Here is a 13,201-nt window from a genome sequence, read left to right on the forward strand (position 1 = left end):
CGCCTGGATGGAGTAGGGAGCGGCGACGGTTCTTGGTTTGCTGGGCCAGGCTGCGGCGGCCCCTTTCCCCTGCTCCCTATCCGGTTAAGCCACCGGCGCGCTGGCCGGGTGGCCCAGAACGGCGACAGCGGCGTAGGTCCCGCCCGACGTGGCGCCCGTCGGCGTCAGCGTCAGGCGGACATACCGGCGGGAGCCGGAGTAGCCCACCCGCTTGGTCTTGTTGTCGTCCGTGGCGGCGAAGGTGGGCAGCGTGCCCAGGATGCCGTCGTTGGTCACCGCGGCGCCGTCGGACAGGTTGGCCGCGTCACCCTCGGTCAGGGTGGCGGCCACCGTGCCATCGGTGATGGTGCCGGCGGTGACGACGAACTCCAGGCCGTTGAAGCCCAGGGTGTCGATGATCGAGCCGTTCACGGCCGACGTGGTGATCACCTGGGCGGACAGGGCCGTGACGGCCCCGATGTTGTTGTGCAGGTCGCGCATGGTCAGGGCCTCCTTACGACGTGGCGATTTTCAGCTTCCGGATCGCTTCCGGCCGGCGGACGCCCGCAGCGACGCGGCGGCGGCCGTGGAACCGAACCCGGCCCTTCGTCCGTTGGGTGAAGTCGTCCCGGACGATTGAGAGAGCCACGCGGTCATACACGCTAAAGCCGATCCCGAAGTCACCGAAGGCGATGGGGAAGGCCCCGCCTGCCACGTCCGGCATGTCTACCGCCTCGACCACCGGGCGGCCTAGCAGCAGGGTTGAGGGCGCGTTGGCCATTCCGCCGATGTCCACCAGGTAGCGGCCCTGGCTGTCCTTCAGCTTCCGCACGGCGGCCAGGGTCGTGCTGTTCATCAGCCACACACCATTCTGCCGGTAGGCCGGCTTGAGCGCGTGGAACAGGTCGATCAGGCCATCCGCCTTCACCGCGCTGGCGTCACCACCGGGGGTGTAGGACAGGTTGGGATCGGCCATGAAGCCCATCGGTTTCAGGGCGCCGTCGCCGTTGACGAACGCCTGGCTTTCGGTCACGCCGAAGGCTTCGGCGAACTCGCTGGCCAGCTCAGCCGCCACGTCCACGGCGGCGTCTTCGAGGAGCGATAGGCTGCAGTCAACGAACGTCGCGAGTTCCTTCACCTGGAATGACTGCTGACCGTACTTGACCTCGGTCTCGGGGCGGTCGTCGTCTTCCCCCACCCACGTCGCCGCGGCGGGGCTGGTGCGCCGCAGAGTGTTGACCTCGCTCCGGCCCGTCGTGCGGACGGTGGCCAGCGCCCGGATGGGCGAGAACAGGGTCAGGTCCTTGTCGATTTCGGCCTGGAAGTCCGGGGGGGCCAGGTAGCCGGCGGCCTCGTCGTCGGACAGGCGCAGGGCGCGGGTTTCGTCGGCACCCATGCCGGCGGTGCCGGTGCGCAGGTAGCGAGCGAAGGCGCGGCGCTCCAGGTCGGCGGCGGCGTCGGTGCTGGCATCACCGCCGCCCAGGCCGGTGCGGGCCGAGCGGGCCTCCAGGCGGTCCAGGCGCTTGGCCAGGGCCTCGACGGCGGCCTGGGCGGCGCCGGGGTCCTGGCGGGTTTCAGTCTGGCCGGTGCCGGCCGTCGTCTCGTCGGCCATCACGGCCTCCTCTCGATTGTGGTGATGATGGTGGCAGTCGGGGGCGCACACCGGGTCGGGGCCGGCGTTTGGCGCGGCGCGGACCTCATTGACCCGCGCCGATGCGTTCGATGGGATGCCGACCAGGCTGATCTCAGCGAGGTCGGCGGCGGTGATGGTGCGGCCGCCACCTGGGCGGGCCTGGTCACGGAGACGGCGGAAGCCGACGCTCAAGCCGTTCAGAGCGCCGGCCTTCAGCAGGGCATAGGCCTCGGCACCGGCGCGGGTCTCGGTGACCAGCCTGCCGGCGACCTTCAGGCCCTTGCCGTCTTCCTCGACAGCGTCCCACGATCCGATCACCTGGTCGGGGGAGTGGTTCCAGAGCATGGGCAAGCGAGAATTGCGTGCACGATGCTCCGCCAGCGAGGAGGAGAAGGCACCGGGCGCGAAAGCGGTGCCGTGTCGGTCCAGCTCACCCCACGTGGCGGCATAGCCCGTGAAGGTCCCGGGCTCACCCTGGGCAGGCGCAAACCGGACCTCCAGATGCTCAACCGCACGACCCTCCGCCTGTGCCTGGTCGGCGGCGGCCTGGCGCTGGAGACGCCGATAGACGGCCCAATCCTGCCGATCAATCTCCTTCGCCGTGGCGCCTGCCTTGCGCTTGATGCCCATGACCGCCGCAAGATGCGACCTGCATCCCGGATGAATCGGCGGCTGGGGGATGCCGTTGGCGGTGGTGGAGAAGGTGGCGCCGTCCAGATGCTGGCAGACTTGGGAGGTCTTCGAGTCCTCGATCGCGGTGAAGCGCAGCTCCGGCACGACGTCGCTGTTGTCCCGGAACACCGCCATGCGACTGTCGCCGACGGCACGGGCTGCAGCGGTATCACCTATCGGGCCCACCTGGGTCACCGCGTCGGCCGCAGCGGCATTGACCGCGTCCAGCGCGGCCTTCACCTGGCCGGCGGTGTCCGATGCGACCTTGCCGTCGGCCGGCGTGGTGGCATCGGTTGCGGCCTTCACCAGCGCGGCGACCAGGGCCGTGGCGGCAGTGCTGGCCCAGCCGGTAAAGTCGCCGGGCGTCGGCCGGGCGGTGGGGGGATAGGGCTGGCCAGATTCATCCCGGGCTTGGGCGATCTCGACCTGGGCCAGTTCGATGGCACGGTCGGCGATGCCGGGCAGGGCGTCCGCTATGACCGCGACCAGCGCCGGCGGCAGGGTTTCTGTGAGCCCCTGCAAGGAGTTCACCACATCGGGCACGGTGACGATCGCGCCGGCCTTCAACGCATTGGCAACTGCGGATTGCGCCACTTCGGCCAACCGCTGGGCCAGAGCGCGGGCCTCATCCTCTATCTGCTGGGGCACGCTGGTTGGGTCAGCCATTCGCGGCCCCCGGATCTGTGGCGGGCGCGGCGCCGTCGGCGGCGGTGTTCAACGGGAAACGCAGCTTGGCTGCCTCGCCACCTTCGGGCGGCAGGTTCTCACGGGCCCGGCACTCGTCGGCCGTCATCAGGCCGCCCGCGATGCTCTTCACGTAGGCGTCGACCCGGTTGGCAAGGTCGGCCATTTCGAGGCCAGCGGTCAGGAATTCAGCGTAATAGCTGGCCTGCTCATCTTCGTTCAGTAGGTCACGGGCGATGGTTTCGCACCACAATCGCAGTATCGGGAGTAGGGTCAAAGTCAAGAACTGCTGACCAAGCGATTCAGCGTTCGCGTGGGTCACGCGATCCATTTCGGACAGCAGGGACAGCGGCACGCGGAAGAGCCGCGAGACCTCCGCGACCTGGAAACTCCGCATCGCCGCGAACTCGAGATCCGTGCTGGCGAACGTCAGCGGCGTAAAGGTGCTGCCCTCTTCCAGGACCAGCGTTCGCCCGCTGGCCGCGCCAGCGTGTGCCGCCTCGATGCTGGCGCGCATACGGGCAATCGCGGGATCACTCAGCTTGCTGGGGGTCGAAACGACACCGGCTGGCCTGGCGCCGCGCTTCATCAGATTTGCCGCGTGTTGCTCCAAGGCCAGACCCAGGCCGATTGCATCGGCGCCTTCGACAACAGGGGACAGGGGGCGGCCGCACCCGTGGGACATGCCCCGCAGGTGGAAGATCTCCGACCGGTCCAACACCCGCTGGGCGCCGCTGGGCATGGTAAGGGTGTAGATAGGCGACATGTCGTCGGCCGTCGTCACGCAGACGGCACCGCGGCGGAGCGGGATCAACTCCAGCACCCGACCATCGGCGGCCCTGGCCACCAGCCCGAAGGCTTCGCCCCTGGTCAGCAGTTGGGAAGTCAGGTCCGACTTCACCTGCCAGGGCGTCGACCAGGGGTTCGGTCGCCGGGCGATGATCGCCTCGACCGGGTGGTCGTCGGCCCGCTGCCGTCCTTCGCCGTCCTTCTGGAAGAGGTGGACAGGGAGTTGGGCCACGCTCTCCGAGATGAGCCGTACGGCGGCCAACACCGGCGGGTATCTCAAGGCCGTTTCGGGGTCGACGCCGATACCCGCCGCCGTGGACCGGGCAGCGGCCAGGAAGGCCTCCAGCTCATCAAAGCCGCTGCGCTTTTCAAGTCCGAAGAATTGACGGATACGGCCCATTTTGCGCCCCAGATTTCTGGTCAATTCTGGGGCATAGGATCTCGGTTAGCAAGTTGTTATGCGCCGGCAGCGCATTTTATACTATGAACAAAACTCATATTCACTTGTACGCCCTAAGTACAAGCAATCCATAATTGCAGATTACTGCACGACCCGAAGGCCGGCGGTGATACGGCGCAAGTCGGCAAGCTCCTTCGATAACGTCGGGATGGATTCAGGGTTCTCCGCAAGCTCGCCAAGCAATTCGACGAGCAGGATCCGAATGACCTCGGTGCGTCCGATCTCCTCCCCCACGACCACCTTGACCGCCTCGAGGAAGCAGCCGGCGCGAAGGCCTGCGGGAATTTGGGCATTAGCCCTGAGCATGTTCACGGCCCACGCGGTGATGGTCGAAATGGTTTGGTCTTGTTCGTTCATGGTGTGCTTTCAATTCAACAGGGCGCCGGCGGGCGCCGTGACTGTGGCGGCCAGGATGGCGGTGCGGAGCCGGTCGAGATCGCGGGCCAGCGCCACGGCCAGCGCCGGCTCAGCTTCAATGGCCGCTGCGGTGCAGACCACGAAGGCCCGAAACGCCGCGGCCTGACCGTCGACAGTCGCAGCATGGAGGTCGATGGCCGTCTTGACGCTGGCCGCCAGCGCGACCTCGACCGGCTGGTTGGCGCCAACGGTGGCGGTCTTCAGCACGCCGGCCAACTCCGCCACGGCGGCGGCGAAAGTGTTGCGGTCGATCACGGCTTGGCCTCCTCATCGACGGTAGCGCCGGCCAGGCGGTCGGACAGGTCCAGGACCGCGAGGTGGGCGCTGCCAAGGATGTGCGTGCGGTCCAGATCCAAGCCGCCGGTCAGGGCGAAGCGGCCGAAGGCGGCCCGAAGTTCGGTCAGGGCCTGGGCCTGCTCGGCGGTGGCCGGCTGGAAGATGTAGTTAGAAGTCATGATAGTTCCTTTCAAGTTGCCCAGGTGCCGATCCCGTTGAAGGCACTGTCGATAATGGAAACCCCCTTGTGGCCGAGTTCGTTTTCAACATAGTCGCTGGCCTTCTGCAGTTCTTTCATGCCACCAACTGCATGAAGGGCGATTCCTGCCGTTCGAATTGCGAGCTTTAACCCCCAGTCGGCTATACCAACTCCGTTTTCTGGCGGGGTGTAGCGCCCTGCGATTGAGCGCATAGCTGCCTCTGCAAAGCTGATGCTTTCGACTTCCGCTTCCGCTTTCGGTCTAGTTGCTCGGTGTTCGACCAACGCGCGGGCCAGCAACAGAATTTCCTCGTGGACTGGAGCCAGTTGCATCTACATCACCATCAGAAGGTTGCGCTCGAAAGCGAGCTCAGGTCTCGGAAGTGTGGACCAGGGCCCTCAATGACGAAAGCGGGACGATCCCTCGAACCAACATCAGCGGTTGGCGTGAAGCGGCTGGCGCGCATTTCCATCCACCGTGTGTTGCCGTCCTGGTCACCACGGATGAAAAAGATCTGATCGGCGTTGCGGGTCAGGCCGGTGCGGCTGACTGCCGTCGCCTCCCCGTCATCTGCGAGCTGGGCCAGCACCAGCACCCAAATCCCAAGGCGCTTGGCAGCGGCGGCCAGCCATTCGGCGACGCGGCGAAGGTGCTCCTCCTCGGTCACAGCGCGGTCCCGGCCGCCCACCAACTGCCAGTAATCCAGGATGACACCGATGCAGCCGTGTCGGTGCTTGGCCGTCAGGATCTCGCTCCGCAGCCGGTTGGCAGTCCCGCCCGGCAGGTCGACGTACCGGACGTGATCCGGCGTGTCGGCCGCATAGCGTCCGGCCCTGCTCACTAACCCCGTCGGAACGTTGCCGCGAAGCGACAGGCTGTTCACACCCAGGTCGCGCGCCATGCTGCGCATTTCAATTTCCTGAGCCCCCATCTCCAAGGCGATGTAGGCATGGGGTATACCGACGCGGTTGAGGTTGGCGGAGATAGTGCCCGCCAGCAGGCTCTTGCCACTTTTGCCCTTGCCGGCAAAAGCGTAGACCCGGCCCGCCTCCAGACCACCCCCCATCGCGACGTCCAGCTTCGGCAGACCGGTGGCGTAGACAGCGGCCGGACGTTCCATCCCAGCCACCACAGCGCGTAGGACTTCCAAGCGAGACCGGGAGCCGCCGCCATCGATGAGGGATTCGGCCGCTGAAATCGTCGCTGAAATGGTGTCGTTCACATCCTCCCCCTCGACCGCCGCCACCATCGCAGTCAACCCCGCGTCCATCAGGCGCCGACGCCGCGCCGCATCTCGCACCTTGGCCGCATAATCAGGAACCGCCATCGGGGGGCACGCGGCGCTGACGACTTGGGCCAGGTAGGCAATGCCGCCGCCATGGTCCCGCAACTCGCCATCCAGGGCCCTCGCCATGTCCGCCATCAGCGCCGCATCCGCCATCCTGCCGGCGCCCCGGCGCTCTGCGATCCCGGCGAACAAGCGGGCGTGGACAGGATCGAAGAAATCGTCGGCGTCAACCCGGCCCAGCGCTTTGCTGTAGGCGGTCGGAAAGTTCAGGAGCGCCCCCAGCAGCATCTGTTCCACGTCATTGCACGCGAGGGCGGCGACCAAGCGCTGTATCGCGGGGGTAGAGGAAATTTCATCAGCGACGGTCATCGCGGGGCGAACTCCGGCAGGTCGGTGATCTGAGGCCGGCGCTTGGGCGTCGGCGGTGCTGCGGCAAGGCGTTCCTGATGTTTGCGGCTGAGCATGCCGGGGACGCTGTGGAACCACCCTTTGCGCTTCGTCTCGGGCTGGCCAACCAACCAGGCGTCTATCGCTGCCAATTCAGCTTTCATGTCAGGGATGGCGTGGTACGTGGCGGTCCAGTTGTCGAAGTCCGAATAGTTCAGCCGGACGACTTTTCCCTCGAAGGCATAGGGCCTGACGCCCTGACGGTTCTCTAACGGTTCTATGACGGATCTGGGGGCATCTGGTGCCCCCCTAGGCGGCACGTCGTGCCCCCCGACCCGGAACGACGTGCCGCCCGGAACCTCATTCCGCCCGGCACCAGCTTCCGGGCGGCACGTGCTGCCCCCCGCGAAGAACGAGAGTTCAATGCGGTATTCGCGCGCGCGGTGCCTGCCCGAGTCCTCCTTCGCCACTAGGCGCAAGGCGCCTGTATCCTCGAGGCGCCGGAGAGCTTGGCGAACGGCGCGTTCGGACAGCCCGGTGTCATCGGCGACGCGCCCAACGGACGGGAAGATCTGGCCGCCTGTATCGTCCGAGAAATCGGCAAGGCGGAGCAAAACAAGTTTCGCTGTGGCGTCGAGCCCCCGCACTGCCCAGACCAAATTAAGAACCTGGATACTCACCGGAAGCTCCCGCTGACGAATTTCTTGATGTTCGCTCCCGTGGTAGGGGTTCGTGCAGTACGAAATATTTCAGGGGGAGAACGCGCCAGCCTTCGCCGCATGATAAAAACAGTGGAAGCCTTCACACAGCGATCGGCGACGGTCGTCATGCGACTTGCTGCTATCGGCAGCCTGGTCGGCGTGATAGTCGAGCGCCCGCAAGGCCAGCTCGCCAATCAGCGAAGCCGTGATGTCGCCCAAGTGATCGAAATTATCGCGAGAATTCATGATGGGACTCCTCCAAGTTGGGGTCCCCACCCGGCCACCGACCGGTGACGTGCTGCGCCAGCCCCGCCAGCGCGCCCGCGGGATGTATCAGGCAGCCGACTGGCTGGGAGAAGTGCGACGACGCGACATGATCCACGCGGTGTAATCGTCCTCAAGGACGCCAACGCGCCGGTTGGAAAGAACAACCGTAGCCGGGCCGGTCCCATCAGCGATATAGCGGTACAAAGTCCTCACAGAAATGCCGGTGCGCTCTGCGACATCTTTCATGGAGTTAATACGCTTGGTCATTTTAGCCTCGTTTGTGTCATTTTGTGTGTCAGAGGCTAAATAATTGCCAAAACTCAGGCAAGACGAACATTTCCGCTTAAATTCTACAACAGGTAGATGTGTCGGCTTACTCCAAGATATGAGCATCATTCTTTAATGAGTTTTGACCGATAAGACGATGAATTTGAACATTGTACTTTCTGCGTATATTCGATAAATCGCGATTTTCAATTCTGGTATGCCAAAAATGCAAAAGGCCAGGAGTTCATGCCCCTGACCTTTAATTTGCAATCTGTGTTTGCCTTTTACGCTCTCAACTTCACGACGTTGCCCGCCACTGCCTGGCCGGTGACCACGGCGGCAACGTGCGCCGCCCAGGCCTCGAGCGCGGCCGCCTTCTCCTCCCGCCAGTCGTGGCGCTGGTACACCCCCACGATCCCACTCCGGCTGCCCGAAGTGTGGTTCAGGACGGCTTCCGTCACCTCCAGCCTTACACCCAAGCGCTGGAGGCCCGTGGCCAGAGTCCGGCGCAGGTCATGGAGCACCCACGGTGCCATCGGCTTCACCAGCGCCGGGTCTTCGCCGGCCTCTTCGGAGGCCTTGACCCGGGCAGCGTTGATCGCGGCGTCGAGCCTTTCTTTGCACCGGCTCCAGCCCGAAAACTGCCCCACCCGCCCAGGGAATACGAAATCGTCCTCACCGGCTTTTCGAACGAGCCGGGGCTGTGCCGCGATGAGTTCGCGGGCGGGGGCGGGCAGGGGCACCAGGTGCGGAGTGCTGTTCTTCACGCGGTCGGCCGGCAGGGTCCAGGTGGCCAGGTCAGGCGCCAACTCGTCCCATGTCATGCCGGCCACTTCATCCCGGCGCTGGCCGGTAAGCATCAACATCCTGATGATCGCACCGAAGGTGGTGTCAGCCCCAGCCTGGGCCCAGATCTCCGCGAGTTCGGAGTTAGACAGAACGCGATCGCGCTCCTTTGGTGCCTGAACTGGCTGGCCCAGGAAGGGGTTCAGCGACAGCGTGCCGCGCTTGTTGGCCCAGGAATAGCAGGCTTTCCCATACGCGACGACGCGGGCGGCGGTCGTGCCCTTGCCGGCCGCCACCATCTTGTCGTGCACCTTCAGCACCAGTTTCCGATCGATGTCCGCCGCCGGCTTCGCCAGGTGGTCGGCGTAGGCCTTCCTTAAGGCCCGGACGGCTTCGGCGGCGTAGGCTGGCTTATTGGCCGCCAAGCCGAGCCGGTGCCATTCCGCGATCAACACGTCCAACGTCAGGGCCTCGTGGGCCTTCTGCGCCTTCACTGCGGCGGCGGCGGCTTTCCGGTTGGCGGCGGGGTCGTTGCCCTTGGCCACTTCGCCCAGGATGGCCTGTACGGCCTCGCGGGCGGCGGCGAGGGATATTGCGTCGACAGCACCAAGGGGCACCCGCTTCTTGGCGCCGGCCAGGGTGTACTGGCAGAGATAGGTCTTGCTGCTGCCGGCGGTCACGCGCACGGCCAAGCCCCGCTGAACCTCATCAAAATAGAGCTTGTCGCGCGCACCTTCAGGGCAGGTCAGCCCGTCGATTACCCGTGTCGTGAACCGCATTTCGACCCCCGTTTCAGCGCACCAGATTTCCCGCCTTTCCCGGGTCCGCTCCGAATGAGCGGACCTATAGCGGACCCCGCCGGACGACATTTTTTGTCGCGTCTCGTCACGACGTGTCTGGTGCGATACGCTGAAAGGCGCAGTATGCCAAGGGTTTTGTCGGGTCCGCTCACATCGTGTCGCGAGCTGTCATCCATGACTATCAGACTGGGGGTCTGGGGGTCGCAGGTTCGAATCCTGTCGCTCCGACCATCTCTCGATACCATGAAGACGGCGCCGGTCCCGTGATGGACCAGGCGCCGTTTCCATTTCAGGCGCTTGTTTCCTCTGTGGCCACCATTCCGTCCGCCTTCCTGCGCGCCGGGGCCCTGCCGCACACGGCGCGGCCGGCGTCCGTGAGGCGGCAGACCAACCAATCGGGTTTCAGCGGGTTGCTGAACCAGGGGGTGGCCCAGCCGGCCTCCAGGCAGGCCTTCACCGTGGCGGCGGTGACCTTGCTACCATCCGCCCAGAACAGGGGCAGCTTGCCGCCGGCCTGGTCCAGGCCGCGCCGCAGCCAGCGTTTCTGTACGGGCGTGGGAAGAAGCGGGGGCGGGGCCTCGTGCGTGGGTGTTTCAGGAACAGCTGCCTTGCCGCGCGCCATGCCCACTCTCCCCATCAGTTGGGCCCCATCACCAATCGGCCCATTCAATCGGCCCATTCGGAATCGCCACTCCCTTTGGGCATGGCGCGGGGCCTGCCGGTATCTTACGCTGACGGGACCGGGCGTCAAACGGCCCCCTGCGCCAGGTGCTTGCGGCACCGGACGGCTAGCGGCGGCGTTCGGGCGGAATATCTTCGAACCGAGAGGTGGGTGATGGCGGCGTTCCTGGTCTATATGACGGCGGCCTCGCGGGAGGAGGCGGAGACCATCGGCCGGGCGCTGGTGGAGGAGCGGCTGGCCGCCTGCGTCAACATCCTGGGCGCCAGCCAGTCCATCTATCGCTGGAAGGATGGGGTGGAGACGGCGGCGGAGGTGGCCTTCATCGCCAAGACCCGCGCCGACCGGTTCGAGGCCTTGACCAAACGGGTCAAGGCCCTGCACAGCTACGACACGCCCTGCATCATCGCCCTGCCGGTGGTGTCGGGAAATCCGGGCTTCCTGGAATGGATCGCCGCCTCGGCAGCACCCGCCCCCACCGGGGACTAGGGTCAGTCGCGCGTCGGCAAGCTCCTGTTGGGCAGACCACCGGGGAACAGGCGGGGCAGGTCGATCTTGGGGCAGCGGTCCTGGATGACCGTGGCGCCCAGTGCCCGCGCCTGGGCGGCCGATTCCTCATGGCTCACCCCCAGCGGCATCCAGATATAGGGAATGCCGCGCTGCGCCGCCTCCACCACGAAGGGAGCGATGGCCGGGGCGGCGCGGAAGATCTCCACAAAGTCCACGCCGGTACCATCCTCTTGGGGGAGGATGTCGGCCAGGGTGGCCACCACCGGTTCCCCCAGGATGGTGGTGCCGACATGGGCCGGGTGCACCGGGATGATCTTGTAACCGTATTCCCGCTGCATGAAGGCCGGCACATAGTGCGAGGGCTTGGCCGGGTCGGGCGATATGCCGACGATGGCCACCGTCTTCGTCTTCAGGAAGACGTCGCGCAGGATGTCATCGGTGATTTTCTCGCTCATGGCTTACGGGATCCTTATGCGATAGGCCGCCACAGCAGGGTGTGCAGGGCGCCGGGGGACGGGTATACCGGACACCATAAATGGGATGAGGGGAGGGGTTTTGGAATGACGGATGGCCCGGATGCGGAACTGGACAGCCCGGCGGACGACAAGTTGGCGGCCATGGGCAAGGCGCCCGTCTTCACGCCGGTGGATTTCGACCGCTTGCTGGAAAAGGGGCTGCCCCAGGCCCATCGCGCCGGCATCCGGACCAAGGAGATGGGGCACGGCACCATCACCCTGACCATGCCGGTGTCGGAGGATTTCCTGCGGCCGGGCGGCACCGTTTCCGGCCCCACCATGTTCGCGCTGGCCGACGTGGCGCTCTATGGCGCGGTGCTCAGCATGGCGGGGCACATCGTGCTGGCCGTCACCAGCAACATGACCATCACCTTCCTGCGCCGCCCGCCGGCCAAGCCCTTGCTGGCCTACGCCCGCATTGTGCGCATGGGCCGCAGCCTGGCCTACGGCGAGGTCACCGTCCATTCCGAGGGCGAGGACGATCCCGTGGCGCACGCGACGGGCACCTATGCGATTCCGCGGGGCTGACAGGGAGCGGAGGAGGGCACCGCCGGACCATTTCGCCAATAGCCTGGATTCATTGGGGAAAACGGAAACAGCGCCGTTTCATCAGCTTTAAAAAAAGCCAATGAAATCAAGGGGATTGTGGCATGGGTATTATGATACCGCAGTGATAAGCATTTGACGGATGGTGTCTTTTTCCCGTTGACACCCGACCGTCACCGACATAAAAACCGCCCACTTCGGTGCCGGTCCCAGGAGCGGTGCCCCTGGGGCCCATTTGGGCCCGGACCTCATTTTGAGTGAGTGCGCGGATGAAAACCTTATCTCTCAAGCCGTCTGAGATCGAGAAGAAGTGGCTTCTCATCGACGCCGACGGCCTCGTGCTGGGCCGCCTGGCCAGCATCATCTCCATGCGCCTGCGCGGCAAGCACAAGCCGACCTACACCCCCCACATGGATTGTGGTGACAACGTCATCGTCATCAATGCGGAGAAGGTGAAGCTGACCGGCAACAAGCGCAGCGACGAAATCTTCTACTGGCACACCGGTTACGCCGGCGGCATCAAGCAGCGCAGCCTGGGCCAGATCCTGGACGGCAAGTACCCGGAGCGGGTCATCGAGAAGGCCGTCGAGCGCATGATCACCCGCGGTCCGCTGGGCCGTCGCCAGATGGGTAACCTGCGCGTTTACAAGGGTCCGACGCATCCGCATGAAGCGCAGAACCCCGAGGTGCTGGACGTCGGCGCCCTGAATCCCAAGAACAAGGGGGCCTAATCCATGGCTCAGACCATCAACAGCCTGGCCGACCTGAAGCAGGGCGCCGCCGTCGTGACGACCGAGGCCGCCGAGCCGGCTCAGCCGAAGATCGACGCCCAGGGCCGTTCCTACGCCACCGGCAAGCGCAAGGACGCGGTCGCCCGCGTCTGGATTAAGCCGGGCAAGGGCCAGGTCACGGTCAACGGCCGTGACATCACCGTCTACTTCGCCCGCCCCGTGCTGCGCATGATGATCAACCAGCCGTTCCAGATCGTCGGCCGCGTTGAACAGTACGACGTCGTGTGCACCGTGTCCGGCGGCGGCCTGTCCGGCCAGGCCGGCGCCCTGCGCCACGGCATTTCCAAGGCCCTGACCTACTTCGAGCCGGCCCTGCGCCCGCCGCTGAAGGTCGCCGGCCTGCTGACCCGCGATCCGCGCGTGGTCGAGCGTAAGAAGTACGGTAAGGCCAAGGCCCGTCGTAGCTTCCAGTTCTCCAAGCGCTGATCCCTCAGCCGTTTGGCCCCAGTTGTTTCGACTGGATCGGGTAGGGGGAAGGTTCACACCTCCCCCCTCCCACACCACCGTACGTACGGTTCCGTATACGGCGGTTCATGAAGCGTGGTTTAGGCGTT

General features: G+C 65.4%; 18 protein-coding genes. 4 read left to right on the forward strand and 14 right to left on the reverse strand.

Going from position 1 to position 13,201, the window contains the following annotated elements:
- Nucleotides 1-84 precede the first annotated feature (84 nt).
- From FBZ89_RS09605 to FBZ89_RS09665, 13 genes are all read right to left on the reverse strand, one after another.
- The gene (locus FBZ89_RS09605) at nt 85-480 is read right to left on the reverse strand and encodes a hypothetical protein (RefSeq protein ID WP_145749761.1); all 396 of its coding nucleotides are present in this window, start codon (nt 478-480) and stop codon (nt 85-87) included.
- Nucleotides 481-493: 13 nt separating this feature from the next.
- Nucleotides 494-2,950: a phage major capsid protein gene (locus FBZ89_RS09610; protein ID WP_145749762.1), complete on the reverse strand. Its 2,457-nt coding sequence runs from the start codon at nt 2,948-2,950 to the stop codon at nt 494-496.
- Nucleotides 2,943-4,157: a phage portal protein gene (locus FBZ89_RS09615; RefSeq protein WP_145749763.1), complete on the reverse strand. Its 1,215-nt coding sequence runs from the start codon at nt 4,155-4,157 to the stop codon at nt 2,943-2,945. Before FBZ89_RS09615 ends, FBZ89_RS09610 begins: the two co-directional genes overlap by 8 nt.
- 141 nt (nt 4,158-4,298) lie before the next feature.
- Nucleotides 4,299-4,574, reverse strand: coding sequence for a hypothetical protein (locus FBZ89_RS09620; RefSeq protein ID WP_145749764.1), 276 nt, complete (start codon nt 4,572-4,574; stop codon nt 4,299-4,301).
- A gap of 9 nt (nt 4,575-4,583) precedes the next feature.
- Nucleotides 4,584-4,889, reverse strand: a complete 306-nt coding sequence (locus FBZ89_RS09625; protein ID WP_145749765.1) for a hypothetical protein — start codon at nt 4,887-4,889, stop codon at nt 4,584-4,586.
- On the reverse strand, nt 4,886-5,089 hold the full coding sequence (locus tag FBZ89_RS09630; protein ID WP_145749766.1) for a hypothetical protein: 204 nt from the start codon (nt 5,087-5,089) through the stop codon (nt 4,886-4,888). Before FBZ89_RS09630 ends, FBZ89_RS09625 begins: the two co-directional genes overlap by 4 nt.
- A gap of 11 nt (nt 5,090-5,100) precedes the next feature.
- Nucleotides 5,101-5,442 (reverse strand): hypothetical protein, encoded by a 342-nt coding sequence (locus tag FBZ89_RS09635; protein ID WP_186457270.1) that lies wholly within the window; start codon nt 5,440-5,442, stop codon nt 5,101-5,103.
- Between the two features lie 11 nt (nt 5,443-5,453).
- Nucleotides 5,454-6,767 carry a DnaB-like helicase C-terminal domain-containing protein gene (locus FBZ89_RS09640; RefSeq protein WP_145749768.1) on the reverse strand — a complete coding sequence of 438 codons (1,314 nt, stop codon included), beginning with the start codon at nt 6,765-6,767 and terminating at the stop codon, nt 5,454-5,456.
- Nucleotides 6,764-7,465, reverse strand: a complete 702-nt coding sequence (locus FBZ89_RS09645; RefSeq protein WP_186457271.1) for a helix-turn-helix domain-containing protein — start codon at nt 7,463-7,465, stop codon at nt 6,764-6,766. The genes FBZ89_RS09640 and FBZ89_RS09645 overlap by 4 nt, the downstream gene beginning before the upstream one ends.
- A gap of 69 nt (nt 7,466-7,534) precedes the next feature.
- On the reverse strand, nt 7,535-7,732 hold the full coding sequence (locus FBZ89_RS09650; protein ID WP_145749770.1) for a hypothetical protein: 198 nt from the start codon (nt 7,730-7,732) through the stop codon (nt 7,535-7,537).
- Between the two features lie 87 nt (nt 7,733-7,819).
- Entirely contained in the window at nt 7,820-8,020 is a 201-nt protein-coding gene (locus FBZ89_RS30790) for a helix-turn-helix transcriptional regulator (protein ID WP_186457272.1), read from the reverse strand.
- A 284-nt stretch (nt 8,021-8,304) separates the two neighbouring features.
- Nucleotides 8,305-9,585 carry a tyrosine-type recombinase/integrase gene (locus FBZ89_RS09660; RefSeq protein ID WP_186457273.1) on the reverse strand — a complete coding sequence of 427 codons (1,281 nt, stop codon included), beginning with the start codon at nt 9,583-9,585 and terminating at the stop codon, nt 8,305-8,307.
- Nucleotides 9,586-9,895: 310 nt separating this feature from the next.
- The gene (locus tag FBZ89_RS09665; RefSeq protein WP_145749773.1) at nt 9,896-10,228 is read right to left on the reverse strand and encodes a hypothetical protein; all 333 of its coding nucleotides are present in this window, start codon (nt 10,226-10,228) and stop codon (nt 9,896-9,898) included.
- 213 nt (nt 10,229-10,441) lie between these two features.
- On the opposite strand from FBZ89_RS09665, the gene cutA reads away from it, so the two are divergent.
- Entirely contained in the window at nt 10,442-10,774 is a 333-nt protein-coding gene (cutA, locus tag FBZ89_RS09670; RefSeq protein WP_186457274.1) for a divalent-cation tolerance protein CutA, read from the forward strand.
- Between the two features lie 2 nt (nt 10,775-10,776).
- Here the strand turns inward: cutA and FBZ89_RS09675 are convergent, their stop codons facing one another.
- Entirely contained in the window at nt 10,777-11,250 is a 474-nt protein-coding gene (locus FBZ89_RS09675) for a CoA-binding protein (RefSeq protein ID WP_145749775.1), read from the reverse strand.
- 105 nt (nt 11,251-11,355) lie between these two features.
- On the opposite strand from FBZ89_RS09675, the gene FBZ89_RS09680 reads away from it, so the two are divergent.
- The 3 genes from FBZ89_RS09680 (at nt 11,356) to rpsI (ending at nt 13,073) form a co-directional block, all read left to right on the forward strand.
- Nucleotides 11,356-11,838: a PaaI family thioesterase gene (locus FBZ89_RS09680; protein WP_145749776.1), complete on the forward strand. Its 483-nt coding sequence runs from the start codon at nt 11,356-11,358 to the stop codon at nt 11,836-11,838.
- Between the two features lie 287 nt (nt 11,839-12,125).
- Nucleotides 12,126-12,587, forward strand: coding sequence for a 50S ribosomal protein L13 (gene rplM, locus FBZ89_RS09685; protein WP_004273148.1), 462 nt, complete (start codon nt 12,126-12,128; stop codon nt 12,585-12,587).
- Between the two features lie 3 nt (nt 12,588-12,590).
- The gene (gene rpsI / locus FBZ89_RS09690; protein ID WP_050898408.1) at nt 12,591-13,073 is read left to right on the forward strand and encodes a 30S ribosomal protein S9; all 483 of its coding nucleotides are present in this window, start codon (nt 12,591-12,593) and stop codon (nt 13,071-13,073) included.
- Nucleotides 13,074-13,201: the final 128 nt, after the last annotated feature.

The organism is Nitrospirillum amazonense (assembly GCF_007828045.1).
In the GTDB taxonomy this organism is placed as follows: domain Bacteria; phylum Pseudomonadota; class Alphaproteobacteria; order Azospirillales; family Azospirillaceae; genus Nitrospirillum; species Nitrospirillum amazonense_C.